General features: G+C 65.8%; 17 protein-coding genes and 1 pseudogene. 10 read left to right on the forward strand and 8 right to left on the reverse strand.

Annotation, left to right across the window (positions count from 1 at the left end):
- Window positions 1–2 precede the first annotated feature (2 nt).
- The 3 genes from ACYVHU_RS15695 to ACYVHU_RS15705 all read right to left on the reverse strand — a co-directional run bounded on the left by ACYVHU_RS15695 (window position 3) and on the right by ACYVHU_RS15705 (window position 3,701).
- Window positions 3–335, reverse strand: a complete 333-nt coding sequence (locus ACYVHU_RS15695; RefSeq protein ID WP_078761811.1) for a hypothetical protein — start codon at window positions 333–335, stop codon at window positions 3–5.
- A 162-nt stretch (window positions 336–497) separates the two neighbouring features.
- Window positions 498–2,558, reverse strand: coding sequence for an MMPL family transporter (locus ACYVHU_RS15700; RefSeq protein ID WP_144390113.1), 2,061 nt, complete (start codon window positions 2,556–2,558; stop codon window positions 498–500).
- A gap of 690 nt (window positions 2,559–3,248) precedes the next feature.
- The gene (locus ACYVHU_RS15705; RefSeq protein WP_078761809.1) at window positions 3,249–3,701 is read right to left on the reverse strand and encodes a MarR family winged helix-turn-helix transcriptional regulator; all 453 of its coding nucleotides are present in this window, start codon (window positions 3,699–3,701) and stop codon (window positions 3,249–3,251) included.
- A 975-nt stretch (window positions 3,702–4,676) separates the two neighbouring features.
- On the opposite strand from ACYVHU_RS15705, the gene ACYVHU_RS15710 reads away from it, so the two are divergent.
- A complete protein-coding gene (locus tag ACYVHU_RS15710; protein WP_432937471.1) occupies window positions 4,677–6,218 on the forward strand; it encodes a class I adenylate-forming enzyme family protein in 1,542 nt (513 codons plus the stop codon).
- Entirely contained in the window at window positions 6,215–6,949 is a 735-nt protein-coding gene (locus ACYVHU_RS15715; RefSeq protein WP_078761807.1) for a tRNA-dependent cyclodipeptide synthase, read from the forward strand. The genes ACYVHU_RS15710 and ACYVHU_RS15715 overlap by 4 nt, the downstream gene beginning before the upstream one ends.
- 873 nt (window positions 6,950–7,822) lie before the next feature.
- Here the strand turns inward: ACYVHU_RS15715 and ACYVHU_RS15720 are convergent.
- The 3 genes from ACYVHU_RS15720 to ACYVHU_RS15730 form a co-directional block, all read right to left on the reverse strand.
- Window positions 7,823–8,812 (reverse strand): hypothetical protein, encoded by a 990-nt coding sequence (locus ACYVHU_RS15720; RefSeq protein ID WP_498948844.1) that lies wholly within the window; start codon window positions 8,810–8,812, stop codon window positions 7,823–7,825.
- Window positions 8,812–10,488 (reverse strand): type I restriction-modification system subunit M, encoded by a 1,677-nt coding sequence (locus tag ACYVHU_RS15725; protein WP_498948845.1) that lies wholly within the window; start codon window positions 10,486–10,488, stop codon window positions 8,812–8,814. Before ACYVHU_RS15725 ends, ACYVHU_RS15720 begins: the two co-directional genes overlap by 1 nt.
- Window positions 10,489–10,671: 183 nt before the next feature.
- Window positions 10,672–11,415, reverse strand: a complete 744-nt coding sequence (locus ACYVHU_RS15730; protein ID WP_498948846.1) for an XRE family transcriptional regulator — start codon at window positions 11,413–11,415, stop codon at window positions 10,672–10,674.
- Window positions 11,416–11,640: 225 nt separating this feature from the next.
- Between ACYVHU_RS15730 and ACYVHU_RS15735 the strand changes: the two genes are divergently transcribed.
- The 4 genes from ACYVHU_RS15735 to ACYVHU_RS15750 all read left to right on the forward strand — a co-directional run bounded on the left by ACYVHU_RS15735 (window position 11,641) and on the right by ACYVHU_RS15750 (window position 13,277).
- Window positions 11,641–11,844 (forward strand): hypothetical protein, encoded by a 204-nt coding sequence (locus tag ACYVHU_RS15735; RefSeq protein WP_193587422.1) that lies wholly within the window; start codon window positions 11,641–11,643, stop codon window positions 11,842–11,844.
- Window positions 11,841–12,071 carry a hypothetical protein gene (locus tag ACYVHU_RS15740; protein ID WP_193587423.1) on the forward strand — a complete coding sequence of 77 codons (231 nt, stop codon included), beginning with the start codon at window positions 11,841–11,843 and terminating at the stop codon, window positions 12,069–12,071. The genes ACYVHU_RS15735 and ACYVHU_RS15740 overlap by 4 nt, the downstream gene beginning before the upstream one ends.
- Window positions 12,072–12,266: 195 nt before the next feature.
- Window positions 12,267–12,716, forward strand: coding sequence for a GntR family transcriptional regulator (locus ACYVHU_RS15745; protein ID WP_498948848.1), 450 nt, complete (start codon window positions 12,267–12,269; stop codon window positions 12,714–12,716).
- Window positions 12,717–12,725: 9 nt separating this feature from the next.
- Entirely contained in the window at window positions 12,726–13,277 is a 552-nt protein-coding gene (locus tag ACYVHU_RS15750; RefSeq protein ID WP_498948850.1) for an HD domain-containing protein, read from the forward strand.
- On the opposite strand, the gene ACYVHU_RS15755 is transcribed toward ACYVHU_RS15750, so the two are convergent.
- On the reverse strand, window positions 13,274–13,750 hold the full coding sequence (locus tag ACYVHU_RS15755; RefSeq protein WP_498948851.1) for an NUDIX hydrolase: 477 nt from the start codon (window positions 13,748–13,750) through the stop codon (window positions 13,274–13,276). The two genes, ACYVHU_RS15750 and ACYVHU_RS15755, sit on opposite strands and share 4 nt — an antisense overlap.
- Window positions 13,751–13,760: 10 nt before the next feature.
- Window positions 13,761–14,498, reverse strand: a complete 738-nt coding sequence (locus tag ACYVHU_RS15760) for a DUF5919 domain-containing protein (protein ID WP_498948852.1) — start codon at window positions 14,496–14,498, stop codon at window positions 13,761–13,763.
- Window positions 14,499–14,771: 273 nt separating this feature from the next.
- Here ACYVHU_RS15760 and ACYVHU_RS15765 point away from each other — a divergent pair, with 273 nt between their 5' ends.
- From ACYVHU_RS15765 to ACYVHU_RS15780, 4 genes and pseudogenes are all read left to right on the forward strand, one after another.
- On the forward strand, window positions 14,772–15,167 hold the full coding sequence (locus tag ACYVHU_RS15765) for a plasmid replication, integration and excision activator (RefSeq protein WP_498948854.1): 396 nt from the start codon (window positions 14,772–14,774) through the stop codon (window positions 15,165–15,167).
- Between the two features lie 115 nt (window positions 15,168–15,282).
- Window positions 15,283–15,528, forward strand: a complete 246-nt coding sequence (locus tag ACYVHU_RS15770; RefSeq protein WP_498948856.1) for a hypothetical protein — start codon at window positions 15,283–15,285, stop codon at window positions 15,526–15,528.
- Window positions 15,528–17,009: an FtsK/SpoIIIE domain-containing protein gene (locus tag ACYVHU_RS15775; protein WP_498948862.1), complete on the forward strand. Its 1,482-nt coding sequence runs from the start codon at window positions 15,528–15,530 to the stop codon at window positions 17,007–17,009. The genes ACYVHU_RS15770 and ACYVHU_RS15775 overlap by 1 nt, the downstream gene beginning before the upstream one ends.
- Window positions 17,010–18,236 (forward strand): annotated as a pseudogene (locus ACYVHU_RS15780) (replication initiator); the annotation flags it as partial.
- Window positions 18,237–18,352: the final 116 nt, after the last annotated feature.

Consider the following 18,352-nt stretch of genomic DNA (forward strand, 5'->3'; position numbering starts at 1 on the left):
GGCTAGTGCCGGCCGCGCCGCAGCGCGGCGCGTCCCGGGCCGAGCGTCAGCTCGTATCCGAGCCCGGACAGGTCCTTCAGCAGCATTCCGGCGGCCACCGCGACCATCCGGCGTTCGGCCTCCTCTTGAGAGGCCGTCCCCCAGCCGGTGACACCGAGCAGGAGCGCCCCTCCGACCAGGTTCAGGCCGGCCCACACGAGGTTGCGGGTGGGGGAGGAGTCCGGGCGGCCAGGGGTCAGCATCCGCTTTCCGGCGACGCCCATGATCAGGTGGGGCATCGCGTTGGACAGCAGCATTCCGGCGGTGACGTCGGCCGCGACGTTGCGTTTGCGCATGTGCGTCCTTTCGCTGGGGTGGCCATAGGGTCCCTGCCCCGCGAGGCGGCTTCGAAGCCGGACAAAGGGGCGGAAAGGGCGTCCGCGTGGCGCCGGAGGCCGGCGGGGTGGGCGGCCCCGGGCCGATCCGCCCGGGGCCACCCGCCTTCTCGTCCCCCTCACCTACTTCCGTGGGAGGCGGAAGGGGGCGCCGGGCCACCACATCCACCGGCCCAGGTCCAGGGTCAGGGCCGGGACGAGGAGCGAGCGGACGATCAGCGCGTCCAGCAGGACACCGAACGCCACCAGGAAGGCGAGCTGGACGAGGAACAGCACCGGGATCACCCCGAGCGCGGCGAAGGTCGCGGCGAGCACCACGCCGGCCGAGGTGATGACCCCGCCCGTGACGGTCAGCCCGCGCAGCACGCCCTCGCGGTGCCCGTGGCGCAGCGTCTCCTCGCGGACCCGGGTCATCAGGAAGATGTTGTAGTCGATGCCCAACGCCACCAGGAACACGAAGGCGAACAACGGGACCACCGGGTCGGCCCCCGGGAAGCCCAGGACGTGGTTGAACACCAGCGCGCCGACCCCCAGGGCCGACCCGAAGGACACCACGGTCGTCAGCACCAGCAGCACGGGCGCCACGATCGAGCGCAGCAACACCACCAGGACGAGCAGCACCACGCCCAGCACGAGCGGCACCACCACCACGAGGTCGCGCGAGGACGTGTCGAGCGTGTCCAGGTTGGACGCCGTGGTCCCGCCGACGAGCGCGTCGGCGCCCTCGACCTCGTGCACGGCCGCGCGCAGGTCGCGGACGATCTCGATCGCCTCGGTGCTCTCGGCGGGTTCGGAGAGCGTCGCCTCCACCAGGACCCGGTCGTCGACGACCTTGGGCTCGGCGTCGGGGGCGCCGCCGCCCGCCGCGGCGGGCGCGCCCTGCGCGCCGCCCTCGGTGACCGGGACCACCCGGCTCACCCCGTCCACGTCCTCGGCCGCGGCGACGACCTCGTCCAGGTGGTCGGCGTTCGCCGCGATCACGGCGGGGGTCGCCGTGGACTCGGAGCCGAAACCGCGTTCGAGGACCTCCTGGCCGGCCACCGAGTCCACCTCGGTGCGGAACACGTCGACCTGTGAGGTGCCCTCGGCCCGGAACTGGGGGACGAACGCCGCCGCCACGACCAGCACCAGCGCGGTGCCGACCCAGTACAGCCGTGGACGTCGCGCGACGGCGGTGGCGACCCCGCCCCACAGCCGGTGCCGGCGCACCACCGCCTCGGTGCTCTCCTCCCGGGCCGTTGAACCGCCCTCGTAACGGGGCCGCACCGGCCAGAACGCGGCCCGGCCGAGCAGGAGCAGCACCGCGGGCAGGAAGGTCAGCGCGGACACCAGCGCGGCCGCGATGCCCAGTGCCGCGACCGGGCCCAGGCCCCGGTTCGAGGCGAGGTCGCTGGCGAGCAGGCACAGCACGCCCAGGATGACGGTGCCGCCGGAGGCCAGGATCGGTTCGACCGTGCCGCGCACCGCCGCGCGGACGGCCTCCGGCGCGGTGGGACGCCGTTGGAGCTCTTCGCGGTAGCGCGAGACCAGCAGCAGCGCGTAATCGGTGCACGCCCCCACGACCAGGATGAACAGGATGCCCTGGCTCTGCCCGTTGAGCTGGATCCAGCCGGCGTCGGCCGCCACGTAGACCAGCGCGGCCGACAGCGCGAGGGCCAGCAGCGCCGACAGGATGACGACGACCGGCAGCAGCGGGGAGCGGTACACGGCGATGAGGATGACCAGGACCGCGGCGAGCGCCACGAGCAGGAGGGTGCCGTCGATCCCGCCGAAGGCGGCCGAGATGTCGGCGGCGAACCCGGCGGGGCCGGTGACCAGCGCCTCCGGCGATGTGCCGGTGGCGCGTCCGTCCAGCAGCGCGCGGAGCTCCCCCACCGCCTCGCCGGTGTCGGAGTCCTCGGCGAGGGGGACGACGAGCTGGGCGACGCTGTCGTCCTCGGGTCCGGGGACGGGGCCGATGACCTGGCCCGACGCCCACGGCTCGGCCTCGATGGCGGCCGCGTCCTCGGCGATTCCCGCCAGGTCATCGGGGGTCAGGGCCTCCTCGGCGGAGTAGACGACGATGGCCGGGACACGCTCGTCCTCCTGGAAGCCCTCCTGGATGCGCTGGACCTCGGTCGACTCCGCGCTGACCGGGAGGAAGGCCGAGTTGTCGTTGGACTGTACCTCCGAGAGGCGGCCCATGAACGCGCCGAGCGGGCCGGCGCCGGCCAGCCACACCAGGACGAGCACGATCGCGGCCCCGTAGATGAGGCGTCTGCGTTTCACCGGTCTGTCCTGCCGGTCGGGAGCCTGCACGGGATCCCCCTGTCTCACCGTTCCGCTCACCCTCGTCCTCTCCGTCCCGTCGGTGGATTCGACCGTGAAATGTGACTTGAAAAACAAGCATCTTGAAAATCGAGATAATTGCGGAGAGCATAGCACCGCCCGCACCCTCCCCCGCCTGCCCCCCGGGAGGCGGAACATCCCCACGGGGAGGGGTGAGGAGGAGACGGGTAGGGAACGGAGCGAGCCGTCAGGACCTTGGAAGCCGACGCCGGGCCGCGCTACGCGGACCGCGTCGCCACGGTGATGACCGCCCCGCACACCGAAGGGGATCTCGCCGTCACCGAGGAGGCGGATCAGGAGCGGCCGGGAGAAGTTCGAGAAGGGGGGCGGCCTCTTACGTGGCCGGCGGCGCGCCGGGCGGAGCGATCGTGATGGCCGGACCCGGGAGGGCGGGGTGACCCCGCCGAACCCGCGGGGAGTCCCGGCCCGGGCGGCCCGGGCGAGACCCTGGGCCGGGCGCGGGGCACGGACCCGACCCGGATCGGCGGATGGCTCCTCCGGACGGAGGGGCGCGCTCGTCCGTAGCGGCCGAGGAGGCCGGACCGGCTATCCGGCCGCGGGTTCGAGCCGGTGCAGGGCGTCCACCAACGGCGCGAGTTCGGGCAGCTCGGCGGCCTCGTCCAACGCGGCGCGCAGCGCGGTGTCGTGGGTGGGGCGCGCCTCGTCCAGGCGGGCGTGACCCGCGGGACTCACCTCGGTGTAGATGCCGCGCCGGTCGTCGGCGCACAGGTAACGGGTGAGCAGGCCCTGGTCCTCCAGCCGGGTGACGAGCCGGGTGGTGGCGCTCTGGCTGAGCACGACGGCCCGGGCGAGCTGTTGCATGCGCATGTGGTGCCCCTTCTGCCGGGACAGCACGTCGAGCACCGTGTACTCGCTCACGCTGAGACCGTGGGCGGCCTGGAGGGCGCGTTCGATGTGGATCTCGATGCGGGCGTGCAGCGCGGCGAGGGCGCGCCAGCCCTGCGCGCGTGCCTCTGCGGCGTCGTCGGGCATCGACACTGCGGTCTCCTCGGGGTGCGACGAGGGGAGACCGGAACCTCCCCGCCATCAGTATAGGCGACCAGGCGTTATTAGCAGCGTGCGCTCGTATTTCGCTTATGCAATTAAAAGTCCGTCCGGATCGGTGATGTTTCCGGGGAGGAGGCCAACGGGCCTGGAGATCGGGAACGCTGGCCCCTGCTCCTTCCCTTTCGTGACCGCGGCCCCGACCTCCGGGGCGGTGTCACCATCGACGCCGGCGGGTTACGGGTACTCGACGTGCCGTGAGCGCGTGAGCGGTACCACTCCACGTCATCCGGGGCGGGCGGGATCAGAGCGGGGCGGGTTCCGCCGCGTCGAGGAAGGCGATCCCATTCGCGGTCGGGAACGATCACCCTGACGCCGCTATGCGGCCCCGGCGGTGAGACGGTGCGTATGCTCCGGCTTTCCGCGGACGTCCGCGAGGGCGGGCTCCATGGCCGGGTGCCGGAGCGGCGCGTGACCGCCCCGCTGACGCGCTCGCCGGCACGGGCTTTCCGTCGCCCGGGGCCCGCTGACCGATCGGAGCCACGCGGTGTCGGCCATGGTGTGGCGGGATACCAGGGACGGCGGCTCGCCGGGAGTCGACGTCGGACGCCGGATTGTAGGCGAAATACGTATTTCCAGAGAGTCTGGCTGTCTTGTCGCCTTTGTGGGGTTTCTTGATGTGTCTGTTTTCCGAATGGAGTGGCATAACCGCGGGCTCGCAAAAGAAGCGAATTGAACAGCAAATAGGAGAAGGTGTCGAGGCCACATCTGGCCTTTGCTGCGGATGTGAATATTGAGGTTGACCTGATGGTTGGCCGTTGCTTGTCTTGTCCGTGGCCGTGTTCCGGGGAAAGCGGCTCGCTTGTCCCGCTCCTATGTCGGCAAACGGGGAAACGGATGCGTAATAGGCAACTCTGGAAATACGATATCGGCCTATTCTTCGACCGCAGGGCGGAACAGGGCGCGTCCATGCTCTTCCGCCTCGACCGCCCCCTCGACATCGACCCGATCGGCCGGACCGTCATCGACGTGGCCGACATGGCCGAGTTCGTGCGCAGGCTCTCGGGGGTGCTCCACGCGGCGGGCGTCCGCTCCGGCGACCGGGTCGCCGTGTTCAAGGCCAACCACTTCGACTGCGTCCTGCTCGCCGCGGCCGCCAGCAGGATCGGCGCGATCCCCGTCATGCTCTCGGGCCTGCTGCCCGACGACGCGGTGCGCGCGCTGCTCCGGCGCGCCGAACCGAAACTGCTGGTCAGCGACCACCAGCGCCTGACACGCGAGGCCGAGGACGGGAGCACGCTCTCCTCGTTCGCCGAGCAGACCCTGTGCCTCGACAAGGAGGTGCCCGACGCGCTGTCCCTCGCGGAGTTCGACGGGGCCGCCGAACCGGCCCCCGTCCCGCGTGGAAACGGCGAGCTGATGATGCTCACCCACACGTCGGGGACCACCGGCGTTCCCAAGCTCATCATGTACACCCCGGCCAAGCTCCAAGGGCAGATGGCCAGGCTGGAATGCCGGCATCTGCCGCCGATCACCTACCGGCGGGACGACAGCGTGGCGGTGTTCATGCCCTACGTCCACGCCCGCGCCTTCACGTGGATCTACTCGGTGCTGACCCTGTCCCCGGCCAAGGTCCTCCTCATGAGCGACAGCGACCCCGAGGTCGTCCAGCCGCTGTTTCGCGAACATCCGCCCACCGTGATCGAGGCGCTGCCGATCGACTACGCGCGGCTGGAGGAACTCGCCCTGGACGGCCGCCGGAACGTGTTCTCCTCGGTGCGCATGTTCGCGAGCACCTTCGACGCGGTGTACTGGTCGACGATCCGCACCTTCCTGAACGCCTCCCGGCACCGCTTCCCCGTGTGGCGGTACGGGTACGGGCAGTCGGAGACCGGCGGGCTGGGGATGACGTTCATTACCCGCCGCACGGCCAACCGGCGGCGCGACCAGAAACCGGGTCCCCGCGTGGTGGGACGCCCGATGCCCACCTTCGTCCAGATCAAGGTGGTCGATCCCCAGACCTTCCGCCCGGTGCCCAACGGCCGTCCCGGGCTGGTGTTCGCCCGCACGAAGGCGCGCTGCGTCGGCTACTACCGCGAACCCGAGCGGTGGAACGAGAAAGCCGTGGGCGAGTGGTGGAACACCGGCGACATCGGCATCAAGACCCGGACCGGCAGCGTCAAACTCCTCGACCGCGAGGTCAACCACGTCCCCGGCATGAGCTGCCTCGAACTGGAGGACGTGCTCGTCGACCACCTGCCCGAGCGGCACGACGTGGCCCTGCTGGCGGTCAGCGGCGGACCACCGGTCCCCGTTGTCGCCACCCCCGATGGCCGGCTCGACCGGGAACGGTGGCGCAGGGCGACGCGCGGCCTCCCCGAACTCGCCGAACCGATCGTGGTCGGCTTCGACGAGGTGCCCCGCACCGGCACCGGCAAGATCCGCCGGGAGGAGCTGCGCCGGCGGTACCTGGACGGGGCCGAACGGCCCGGAACCGGTCGTTGGACATGACGGCCCCCACGGGCGCGGCGGACCGGGGCGGCGACCCCGGCCGCCAGTGGGCGTCCTTCACCGTCGAACCGTTCACGGACGCCTGCCACACGATCCGGGAGCGTGGCGAGCACGTGGTCCTCGGGGTCAGCCCCGGAAACAGCTACTTCCAGGTCGGACTGTTGACCGGCCTCCTGGGCTGGCTCCGCGCGGAGTTCGCCCGCGTCGACGTCGTCATCCCCGACTCGGCGCTGGAGCACACCTACCTCGCGCTCGGCTACGACCCGCGCCGCGCCCGGAAGAAGGCACGCGGCGAGACCAACGCGGTGCGCAACCGGGTCGTCCGCGCCTGGGAGGCCAACGGTGGGCCGAGGGACGCCGACGGCCTGCACCGGATGTCGGACCTGGCCGCCAACGAGGTCTACCGGGACGTGCTCGCCGAATGCGAGCGGGCGCTGGGCGAGGACGACGTCTTATGGGAGACGTGCGCGGAGATGAGCAGGGACGTCCTCACCGCCCGGGGACACGAGGGGCCGATCACCGGCGAGCACATCGAACAGGCCATGCGCTACCTCACCGCCGAACTGCCGTTCTTCCTCGCCTCGGCCGACATCTTCGGCGTTCGGTCGTCGCTGAACTTCTACCACCAGTCCCTCCCGCTGGCGGAGCTGGTCTTCGCCGGCAAGTCCACCCTGCACCCCTCGCCCCGGCAGGGCTACGCCATGATCCGTCCGGCCCCGGAACGGGGGTGACATCGGGCGTGGGAACTCGCCGAGCGTCGTGAGGAGCGGGCCACCGAGGAGCCGAGGAAGGCGCGCGGGTGGGGCGTGGGTGGCCGGGAGATGAGGTGGCGGTGCGCGGCGATCGGGCACGCGCCCCCTACAGACCCTTGGAAACGCGTCAGGCCAGGTGTTCGGTTTCCACCGATCTACCTGGCCTTCGGCTGCGTGGAGCGGGTGACGGGAATCGAACCCGCGCTGTCAGCTTGGGAAGCAACCCGGAGGGGTGTCCGCTGACCAGTGGGCTTTATGACCTGCGGTGATGTGGGGCGAATGCCGCTGGTTCCCCGCGATTCCCCGTTCTCGCGCAGGGCAACGGGCACGTATCGGGCACGGAATGGCCGGGAGCTTTGCCACTCCCCATGCGTATCCTCCCGGGCCAAGGCGGGCGGGCGGCGCTGACGGTTGGGGGCGAGGATGGCCGGTGCCCACGCTTTCGGCAACCACAGCGGTGGGCGACCACGGTCCTCGGTCCGTGGTGCTCGATCGCGCCGGGGCCTCAGCCACAGACAGACAGGGTCGCGCGATCGAGTGCCACGGGAACCGAGGACGTCAGGAACCACAGGCGGGGACCACAGACCGCGGGATGGATGATCGGATTCCGTCAGTTTGCGCGATGTCCTGACGCCTCGGTCTGTGCTGTGCTGGGATACCGGTCAGCGAAGCTCGGCCCCGTGGCGGTGTGGCTGTGGCTCGGGACCGGGCGGCAGCCCGCAGCCCGAGCCACAGCCACACCCCTGCGACGGCGCGCAGCGCCGTCGCCTTGATCCCATACAGCCAAGTTCGGCAATAATTCGATTAGATTGAAATCCTATCTAGATATTCGCTCGAGAGAAGAAGGGTCTCTTATGCCAGCTCCTCTTCTTCTTGTGTTTCAACATCATTTGATGCATCTGAAACAAAGAAATGATGTTCCCCTGAATTGGCCAGATAGTTGGCGAGATTTGTTCGGGCTCTGGCCACGGTCTGATAGTAATTCCTAAAAGGTTGGGATGCCTCAGCAGCGGTTTCAGGGTCGTTGGCTACAGGGATCTCGATTTCAAGATAACGATCACCGACATCCTCGCGATTTGTTTGCATGAAGATGATTCGCTTCCATTGCTCTCTGACGATTTTGAGAGTCATTGCCCAGAGGAGATAGAAAGAATCGAAATTTGACTTTGGGCCAGGCCTCATGATGATAATCTCTTTGGTTAGAAGCAATTCCTCCTGGCCGGGCATCAGAACACAGAAATCCCCAATGTTTTTGCTGGTTCTTTCTGGGCATAGAATATCGAATTCTTGAAGTCCGGACGTTTCTCCTTTCCAGAAGCGCTTGGCGATTGAACGCGGAACTCGGTTTGTTGGGTTGATATTAACAAACCCTGCTCTTAGGTCAGATACCTTAATGTAAGGAACATTTCCTATACGCTGCCCGGAAGAGGGGGAACCATGTCCGCCTCTAATAGTTATGATCTGGTCTTCTGCAAGTTCAGCAAGTGTAGCGCTTTGAAAATTCTTGAACTTTTCTGTCCTCATCTCCGCTGTGAAGCGTTCGTGGTAGCGCCGGTCGTAATAAACTGGCACACAAGTTCGTGGGTGAATCTCCGAGATAGGGATATCGCGCATCGTTTCGGTCCGCTCCCCGCGTCGGAGAGCTAGAGCGTCTTGTAGCAAGACGTCATTAACAGACATGACCGACTCGCCGGTTTCCGGGTCTTCAGTCATAACTGGAACACCAGTCTTTGGGTCAAGAAGCGGAAGGAGGCGCCCTCCTTTAGTAAGTCCACATGTGGGCGCTGTGGAAACAGTAACAGTTTCTTCAGAGAACCAAGAAGGTTTATGGATAGCGGGCATTAGGCCACTCCGTTTTCAAGTTCGAGCTGTTTGTCTTGCTGTTCTGAACCGTAACCAACCTTTTCGAAAACATAAAAGTTTGTTTTTGCTCTGCAGAACTCCTCAAAAGCTTCCATTGCTACATTAAACATTCCTCGAAGCTCAAAGCGACCGGCAAGCCATTCTGGAAGCCAGCGGTATTTATGGGAAAAGAAGTAAGTCTCAGGGAGAATGATTCCCACTCGACCACCGACCTGAAGGAGGCGGTGGGCTAGTTCCAAGTAAATGAGACCGATTTCTAGGTCTACGTATTCTTTCTTTCCACTCGCTGCGGACTTTGCGATGGTGTAGCCGGATGCGCGAGCGTCCGAGGCCTTGACTTTCAGATCTTCCCCGAACGGCGGGTTAGTAATAACAACTGTGAATGATTCTGCGACTTGCTGACCACTTCCTCCGCCAAGCTCTTCTTTGAGGCGAGGGAATTCAGAAGGCCACAAATGTTGGCGGACTGCGTCACCCAGCAGTATGTGGGTAGAGCCATCTCGCATGGCAATCATCATTGCCCGGGCCAGCTTGACGCTCAATGAATCTCGATCGATCCCAAAGAGGTTGTCATTAGCAAATTTAACCAATCTCCAGGATTCATTTTCTTTTGGAAATTCGTTTTCTTGCACTTGTCGGAGGGCTTCAATAATGAACCCACCAGTGCCGCATGCTGGGTCTATTACCTTGTCCTCAGAGGTGATCTCCATGATTGATACGCATGGGCGAATTACTCGCTGTGGTGTTAGGAATTGTCCTTCTCCTGATTTTAGAGCTTTGGTTCGGAAGATCTGAAATGCTTTAGATAGGAGATCAACTTGATCTCCGAGTATTCTCCAAGGAGATAGTATGTCGACAACGGCAAATATTGTTGTGTCGGTGAGTAGAATTTCATTTCGATCGTTGGGGTTAAATACTCTATTTTTTTGTTTTGCGAAGTATTTTCTAAACTGCTCCCGAATCTGTTCTGCAGTCACCTTGACCATGGAAGTCAGGTCACCGTAGATCCTGAATGGAACGGGAGACCCATGATTCTTCGAATTAGATGCCCAGGCGTCAGATTCTACTTTTACTAGAACAACATGGAGAAGTTCACGAAGCTGATCCTCGCGTCGGGTCGAACGTGAATCGCCAACTACAGTAGTGGCTACTAGGCGTTTTAGTGCTGCTGAAAGTTGCGCTTCAGTTGGAACTACCAAGTCATTCCATGTGAGTGGGCTAGAAGGGGGAGCAGTAAGATCATCACCGGGATGTGGAAGGGGAGCGTTTTTGACTTCAATCCAGTCATTTGTGTGTGACTTGTAGATCGCTAGGCTTTCGCTGCCATTGGTCCAATATCCCATTCGGGCCACTGGCTCTGAAGCAAGATAGCGAATTAATTGGTCTTTGCCTTTGTCAATCGATGGTGCTTTAAATTCGAAGAGAACCTGAAGTGCATGAGGTTCACGTGAGTCATCAGCAAAGGCGGCTAGGTCTGCTCTTCCACAAGCTTTGAAAGACTGTCCCCGTTCACGTTTAGTCAGATCGTGCGGTGTTGCTGGTACTTGCCACTCTGGACGCCATTGGAGACGGCTTTCTTTCCAGCCCAAACTTTTCAGAGAGGAAATTACGTGTTGACGCACACTCTCTTCAGGGTTCTTCTTTCTTATGCTCAAGGTGAACTGCTCCCTTCATTGCTGCATCTAACGTGTGAGTGTCGATACAATCCTACCGCAGGGGTGAGCTACTCTTTTCCACCCCCCTTTCAGGGGCAGGTCGAGGGGAGCTTCGGGTGGTTTGTGTAAATCTATCCGATTGCTCCTGACGTTGCTCTACTGCTTTTTCGGAGATAGCGTATCTTACGGGTTTGCGGGTAGTGGATTTTTCGAAATTCCCCAGATGCAAGAAAAGCTTGTTAGGTAGATGTCAGCTAGTTCAGGGCTGGATTTACTGTTGATGTGGGAGACCGGTGCGTTCGCTGCGGGGAATCCGTAGACATGGTGGTTGACGAGTAAGTGCTCGTCGGCGCGGTAGATCGAGTTGTACAGCACGGTCTGATGAAGTCGGATCTGGATGCCCTCGACATCGGTTAGGGGGAGGTAGAGCGCGAGGGCGTTGCGGATTTTGGCGGCTAGGGCGTCGCCGATGCCTTCCTCGATGCCGCGTTGTTTGACGTTGGGGCAGTCGGGGTCTCCGAGCAGGATGCGGACTTTGACGCCTGCGCGGGCTTTGCGTTCGAAGATCTTGAGCATTCCGGGGTCGTCAGCAAGGAAGAAGCCACTGTAGACAAGAATGCCGATCTCGTGCTCGGCAGACTCGAAGAACGCATGCCATGTCTCTCTCGGGATCTGCCAGCGGTGCGGGTAGACGGCGCGGAGTCCTGGCGGTAGTTGGGGCGGGGGTTCCTCGGTGGGCTCGGTGCCGGGCCAGAGCTGGTATTCCGGTACTTCCACAAGGTCAGCGAGTGCCCAGCGGTGGCGGGGGTAGGGCCTGGTTCCGGCGATCCAGCGGCGAACGGTCTTGGGGTCCACTCCGAGACGTGCGGCGACGTCGGTGTCTGTCAGTCGTGAAGCGGCCAAGGCTCGGCGTAGGGGCTCGTTCACGGCGGGTCCTCCTGTGGGCGGGGAACCGACGATAACAGAAGACGTCCCAAGACGTCCCTCAAGAAGTCCGATACGAGGTACACATGTCCACGTGTTCGGACGAGGGTTTCTGCATGTGAAACCCCCGCGAGTGCGGCGAACACTCCGGGGGCGTGGTCCCAACCTGAAGAACGCAGGTGGAACATGCCAAACCCTATCGATTCCTCCCATATCCACACTCGAACGGTGGCGCGTCCTCGGCCGTACGCGCCGATCCCGTTCACCCCGCCGCCGCCGACCTACCCGGTGATGCCGAAGGCGGCCGTGGTCCGCCCCTACGTCCTGCACAACGAGTGGCGGCGGCAATGGTTGCGGGACGAACGGAGCCGTCAGGGCCTGGCGGTCCTGCTGCGCATGGCTCGGCCTCGGCCGTTGGCGGTGGCCACGTGAGCGAGACGACGAATCCGCTGCTGAGCCTGCTGCGGGAGACCTACGGCGACGAGTGGAACATCCGCCGCAGCGAGACCATGTGGATCGCAAGCACCCGCAAGTCGGAGAGCGACCACGCGCCGACCATCATCGAGTCCGACGTTGAGCGCTTCGTCGCACTGCTGGAAGACCCTCCGGCCCGGGTCCACGCCCTGCCCGCGTCTGATGGCAGAGGTTTCTTGGCTTGACCAGACTGCCGCACGGCCGGTGGGAGCGTCCTTCCCCTCATCGGTCGTGCGGCTTCCATATATCGGGACACCGTGCTTCCTCACAGTTCGCTCCGGGACGTGGGGAAGCACGGTCTGGAATCATTGTGCAGTACTGCACAACAACCTTCGGAGGGAATGCCGGTGGTCCCACGCTCGACCCCGTGGGGAGCCTATGTGCGCATCGCGGACACACTGCGTCAGCGCATCGCTGACGGGGCGCTTCCGCCTGGTGCTCCGCTTCCCTCGGAGTCGGAGTTGAGCCGAGAGTTCGGAGTGGCTCGCACGACGCTCCGTCGGGCGCTGGCGGTTCTGGAAGAGGAACGGCTGATCCAGGCTCTTCCCGGGACTGGTCGTGTTGTCCTCGACCCGGCTGCGGACAATGGCAGGGAGAAGTCCGGACAACCCCAGTATCGGCGGATCGCCGCTGACCTACGTGACCAGATCGTGCGGGGTGAGCTTGCTCCTGGTGCTCCGCTGCCCAGTGAGGCGGCGATCGTCCAGCAGTACGGGGTTTCCCGGGGAACTGCTCGTCAGGCGCTGTCGGATCTGGAGGGAGCGGGTCTGATCCGCTCCGTGCACGGCAAGGGACGTTTCGTCCTGGGACCGGAAGAGCCGCCACGTTAGCCTGTACATGTGGGACATGTTCTCTGGGCGCGCGCCCTCGCACGAAAGCTTCTGGAAGAGCCGTTGCCGCGCAGGTGGGCGCACACCCAGGGCGTGGCCGAACAGGCCGAGACCCTGGCGGGGGTGCTCGGCGGGGACGCTGACCTCGTCGTCGCGTCGGCGTGGCTGCATGACATCGGGTACTCGCCCGCGTTGGCCGTGACGGGGTTCCATCCGCTGGACGGTGCCCGGTACCTGCGTCGGGTCAAGCAGGCGGACGAACGGCTGTGCTCGCTGGTGGCACACCACTCCGGCGCCGTGGTCGAGGCCGAGGAACGGGGACTCGCGGCCGAGTTGACCGGCGAGTTCGGGTTACCGCGGCCTGACCTGTTGGAGGCGCTGATCTACTCCGACATGACGACCGGCCCTGATGGGACACACCTTCCGGTGGAACAGCGCCTGGCGGAGATCCTCACCCGCTACGAACCCGGCCACATCGTGCACCGGTCCATCACCCGTTCGTCCCCTGAGTTGGTGAAGGCGGTTCGGGCGGTGGAGGACCGGTTGAACACCGTCGGCTAACCGATGTGAGGCCGTTGGTCTCCGCCGAGGTGGTGGTTGATGCGCAGGCGCATGGAGCGGTCCATCTGGTAGTCGGCCAGCTCGGCTTTCGGTATCCAGCGGACTTCTCGGGATTCGTCGCTGGGGGTGGGGGTGCCGGTGAGGGGGCGGGCGGTCAGGACGATGGAGAACTCCTGGCGGCACTCGCCGTCGCTGGTGTAGTAGATGACGTGCCTGGGGTCGCTGTAGATGCCGGAGATGCCGGTGATCTCGCAGGTGATCCCGGTTTCCTCCAGGGTCTCGCGCACCGCCGCCTGGGGGACGGACTCGCCCAGGTCGACGGCTCCGCCGGGGACGGCCCAGTTGCCGTTGTCGGAGCGGCGGATCATCAGGATCTCGTCGTGCTCGTTGGCCACGATCACGTTCACCGACGGGACCAGGCTGTTGGCCTTGGGGGCCTGGGGGTCGTTGTAGTAGTCGATCCGCCGTGCCATGTGCCCTCTTTCAGTCGAGGGGCGTGGCCTCGTCCCACACCCGTTCGAAGCTTTCCACGTAGGTGGTCACCATGCTGCCTCCGGCGATCTTGCGCAGGCGGAAGACGGGCGCGTTCGCCGCCGGTGCGCCGTAGACGTGCGTGTTCACGAGCATCTGGTCATCGGCGCGGTAGATCGAGTTGTACAGGACCGTCCGGTGCAGTCGGAACTCCACGCCCTCCACGGCGCGCAGCGGCCGGTACAGCACGATGACGTTGCGGATCTTGGCGGCCATGGCGTCGCCGATGCCCTCGTCCGCCCCGCGCTGGGCGACTGCCTCGCACTCCGGATCACCGAGCAGGATGCGCACCCGCACACCTACTTGAGCCTTCTTCGCGAGCAGTCGTGACACACTGACGTCCTCGGCCAGGAAGAAGCCACTGTAGACGAGAATGCCGATCTCGCGCTCGGCGGACTCGAAAAGGCGCTTCCACGTGTCGCTGGGTACGGTCCAGCGGTGCGGGTGAACCGCGATGATCTCGCTCTCGGAAGCGGCCTTGCTCTGCTCGCGAGTCAGGGCCTGCGGCCACAGATAGGTCTCGTCCACTCCCAGACGTGCGGCGACCGCGTAGCGGTGGCGGCGGTAGGGAACGCGGCCGAGGTTGATCCAGCGCTCAACGCTCTTGGCGTCCACGCCGACGGCCTCGGCGAGACTGGCCGGTGTCAGTCCCTGCTCCAGTAGTGCGGCGCGCAGTCTCTCGTTCGGCATGGAATCCGTGTTCGCGGGACGTCGGGGGACGCGCTCACATTATCGAGACGTCCCGAACACGTCCAGCCATGTAGTGATCCCGTCCCGTTCTCCTGGCGCATCCTGCTACCTGTCCGCAGGAATCGGCGGTTCGGCCTCGACCGGCCGAGCGGTCACCCTCAGCGGAGCGGGGCTTAGCCTCTGGCATCAAGAATCGATACATGTTATACATGTAGCGATTTTGGAATGTGGTCTGGCAGCAGGCCAGATCACCGCAGATGAACAGGAGTCTTGATGGCGATTCAGGGTGCGTTGCCGGTGGCGTTTGGGACGGTGTTTCCGCATGGGGCGTTCGCGTTGGGGGTGGAGGCGGTGACGAACTTCGAGACCAAGCGGCCCGAGGTGGACCGGGAGACCGGGGTGCCGTTGTGGGCGGTGGAGGTGATCGACGCCGACCCCAACGCGCGGGGCAAGGCCAAGTCGGTGAAGGTCAAGGTGGCGGCCGAGGTCTGCCCGACCCTGCCCGATGAGGTGGCGGGGTTGCCGTTCCGGCCGGTGGAGTTCGAGGGCATGTCGGTCCTGCCCTACGTCGATGACAACGGCCGTCGTCCTCGGGTGGCCTACTCGCTGCGGGCGCGTGGTCTCAAGGCTCCCGGTGCTGGTGGTCGCCGTGCGAAGGACGCCGCCTAGCTCTCCCCTGATGGAAGCGGGGCGGCTGAATGCGCCAACATCCGCCGCCCCTTCACCCCCTCTGATTTCCGTTCGGCTTGCCAACCGATGAACCACAGAAGAGGTGTGTCTGATTATGGCTGACCAGCCGCCTCCCGTCTCACCCCGGGAGATCTCCGAGTTCCTTGCCCTGGTCCGCGAACGCTCCACGAACCGCGCGCCGTCGACTCCGGCCGAAGACGTGGCGCTCTTCGAGCGCAAGGCCGACCTGCTGACCCGCATCGCCGAACACTCCTTCGACCCGGAAGCGGTGGAGGTGGCGGCGATCGCGCGTGCCCAACTCGACGCCGCCCGCGCCCGCCTGGCGGGGGGTGGGTGCTGATGTGGTGGTCTCCGCGTCCGGCGTCTCAGCAGGTGTCGGTGACCACGCCGGTTCCGGCGCAGGCGTTCCGGTTCGCCGCGCCGGTGCTGCCCACGCCGGTGGCGCTGATCGTGGCCCGCTGGCTGACCCGACTCCTGGTCCTGGTGCTCAAGCTGCCGTTCCGCTTCCCCGTCGCCACGGTGGCGGCCGTCGCCTCGTTCCTCGTCTGGCACGCCTTCGGCTGGGTCGCCGTGGCGGTGGCCTGGTCGCTGGTCGATGTCGGTTTGCTGGTGTGGTGGCGGCGCTGGCCTTCCTCGTTTCGCCACTGGGTGGGCCTGCGGGTGCTCGCGGCCTGGCGGTGGTGGTGGGTCTATGCCCGTCAGTGGCAGCCGGTGCTCGTGGTGGCCGGGTTGGCCGAGACCTACGCCGAGCGCCAGTACCTTCCCCGCATCCGCAAGGTGACGTGTTCGCAGTGGGCCGACCGGGTCCGCGTGCGCCTGGTCGCCGGAACCACACCCGCGGACTTTGAGTCGCGTGTGGTGGAGCTGGCGCACGGGTTCGGCGCGCCTTCCTGCCGCGTGACCGTAGTCGGCCCTCGGGATGTGGTTCTGGAGTTTCCCCGGTGGGACATGTTGGCCGAACCGATTGCCGCGCTCGACGTTCCGGCCGCCCCGGACCTGGGCGCGCTGCCCGTGGGGCTGCAAGAGGATGGCACGCCGTGGCGGCTCAGGTTGCACGGAACTCACGTCCTGGTGGTGGGGGTGACCGGCTCGGGCAAGGGCTCGGTGATCTGGTCGGCGATCCGAGCCATGCTCCCTGCGCTGGCGGACGGGACGGCGCAGGTGTGGGCGGTGGACCCCAAGCGGATGGAGCTGTCCTATGGACGTTCGCTGTTCGCGCGGTATGCCGACACCGGCCAAGCGGCGGTGAGTCTCTTGGAGGCGGCGGTTGCGGAGATGCAGGACCGGGCCGAACGGTACGCGGGCCGCCAGCGCTCCCACACCCCGACCACGGATGATCCGTTCGTGGTGGTGGTGCTGGATGAGGTGGCGTTCCTGACCGCCTACCACCCCGACCGCGACGTGCGCCGTCGTGCGGAGAACGCGATTGCCACGCTCACGTCCCAGGGCCGGTCGGTGGGCTTCTGCGTCCTTGCCGCGCTCCAGGACCCGCGCAAGGAAGTCATGAACCTGCGCAACCTGTTCCCCGACAAGATCGCCCTGCGCCTGGACGAAGCCAGCCAGGTGGACATGGTGCTCGGCGAAGGCGCACGCGATCGGGGCGCCAATGCCCACCTGATCGACCCGGCCCTTCCCGGGGTCGCCTTCGTCCGGTTGGAGGGCTCGCCCATGCCGGTTCGCGTGCGGGCGGCGTATGTGTCCGATGACGACATCGACGCTATGGCGGCCGAGGTCCAACGGGCCTCCTCGGCAAGTGCGGCGGTGGGGTCGCCGGATTCGACGGTGACGGCGGCTCTGCACGTGGTGGGAGGGGCCGCGTAGATGCCCACACCGACCGGGAAGACCACCCGTGCCGAACGTTTGGCCCAACCTCTGGCGCGGGTGGTCGCTGAACAGATCGCCGCAGACCACGGGGTGTGCATCCGCCCGGTGAGTCTGCGGCGCATCGACACCGCCACCGGGGCCAGCGAGGTCATCGATGTTCCGTGCGGGTCCACGCTGGAATCCCGCTGTCCGGCCTGTGCGCGACGCAAGCGGTCCCTGCGCCGTTCGCAGTGTGAGGAGGGCTGGCACCTGACCGAGGAACCGACCGTGGTTCCCGGTGATCCCTCCGAGGTGCAACGGGCCTGGGTGGAACAACGGGCCGTGGTTACGGCCGAGCGGGACCGGTTGGCCTCTGGCGGCGCTGCCCCCGAGGCCCTGGCGGCGCTCGACCACGCGATTGCTGATCTGGATGAGGAGATCACCGCTTCGGGCTTGCGGGGCAAGGTCGCCCCGGCACCTTCGGGGGCGTCGGCGACTCGCTCTCGGCGGGTGCGGTCCACTCGGCGGCGGCAGGACGCCCCGGATCTGCCCAAGCGTCCGATGGTGCGCCGCACCGTGGGCAGGACCTTCACCGACCCGGAAAGCGGGAAGGTGTTCCGGCCGTCGCTGTTCGTCACCCTGACCTGCGACACTTACGGGCGGGTGCGCTCCGACGGAACACCGGTCGACCCTGCGACGTACGACTACCGTCGGGCCGCACGGGATGCCCTGCACTTTTCCAAGCTGGTGGACCGGTTCGTGCAGAACCTGCGCCGCGTCGCGGGCTTCGAGGTGCAGTACTTCGCCACGGTGGAGCCGCAGCGGCGTCTTGCTCCGCATCTGCACATGGCGATCCGGGGCACGATCCCGCGCGCGGAGTTGCGGCAGATCGCGGCGGCGACCTACCACCAGGTGTGGTGGCCTCCGACCGACCGCGTTGTCTTCGATGGTGACCACCTGCCCGTCTGGGATGAGGACACCGGCTCCTACTTCGACCCGGCGACCGGGGAAGTCCTGCCCACCTGGGACGAAGCCCTCGACGCACTCGACACCGACCCCAACGCCGAACCGCTGCACGTCTGCCGGTTCGGCCCCCAGGTCGACGCCAAGGGCGTGCTCGCGGGCTCTGCGGACGCCGACCGGTGCGTCCGGTATCTGGCGAAGTACCTGACCAAGGACATCGCCGAATGCCACGCCGTCGAGACGGTGGCACAAGAACAGCACGTGGACCGACTGTTTCGTGCCGGGTGTGATGGAGGCTCTCAAACCTGGGAAGGATGAGAGACATGCCAGCACCGAGGAAGTACCCCGATGAGCTGCGCGAACGCGCCACCCGCATGGTCGTGGAGGCCCGCCGGAAC

The sequence above is a fragment of the Marinactinospora endophytica genome, from assembly GCF_054780875.1.

Bases quoted from the DNA above. Each gene is read 5' to 3' on its own strand.
- ACYVHU_RS15760 (WP_498948852.1), bottom strand. From the start codon at position 14,498: ATGCCGAACGAGAGACTGCGCGCCGCACTACTGGAGCAGGGACTGACA.
- ACYVHU_RS15720 (WP_498948844.1), bottom strand. From the start codon at position 8,812: ATGCCCGCTATCCATAAACCTTCTTGGTTCTCTGAAGAAACTGTTACT.
- ACYVHU_RS15765 (WP_498948854.1), top strand. From the start codon at position 14,772: ATGGCGATTCAGGGTGCGTTGCCGGTGGCGTTTGGGACGGTGTTTCCG.
- ACYVHU_RS15755 (WP_498948851.1), bottom strand. From the start codon at position 13,750: ATGGCACGGCGGATCGACTACTACAACGACCCCCAGGCCCCCAAGGCC.
- ACYVHU_RS15715 (WP_078761807.1), top strand. From the start codon at position 6,215: ATGACGGCCCCCACGGGCGCGGCGGACCGGGGCGGCGACCCCGGCCGC.
- ACYVHU_RS15710 (WP_432937471.1), top strand. From the start codon at position 4,677: ATGCTCTTCCGCCTCGACCGCCCCCTCGACATCGACCCGATCGGCCGG.
- ACYVHU_RS15775 (WP_498948862.1), top strand. From the start codon at position 15,528: ATGTGGTGGTCTCCGCGTCCGGCGTCTCAGCAGGTGTCGGTGACCACG.
- ACYVHU_RS15770 (WP_498948856.1), top strand. From the start codon at position 15,283: ATGGCTGACCAGCCGCCTCCCGTCTCACCCCGGGAGATCTCCGAGTTC.
- ACYVHU_RS15700 (WP_144390113.1), bottom strand. From the start codon at position 2,558: ATGGGCCGCCTCTCGGAGGTACAGTCCAACGACAACTCGGCCTTCCTC.
- ACYVHU_RS15695 (WP_078761811.1), bottom strand. From the start codon at position 335: ATGCGCAAACGCAACGTCGCGGCCGACGTCACCGCCGGAATGCTGCTG.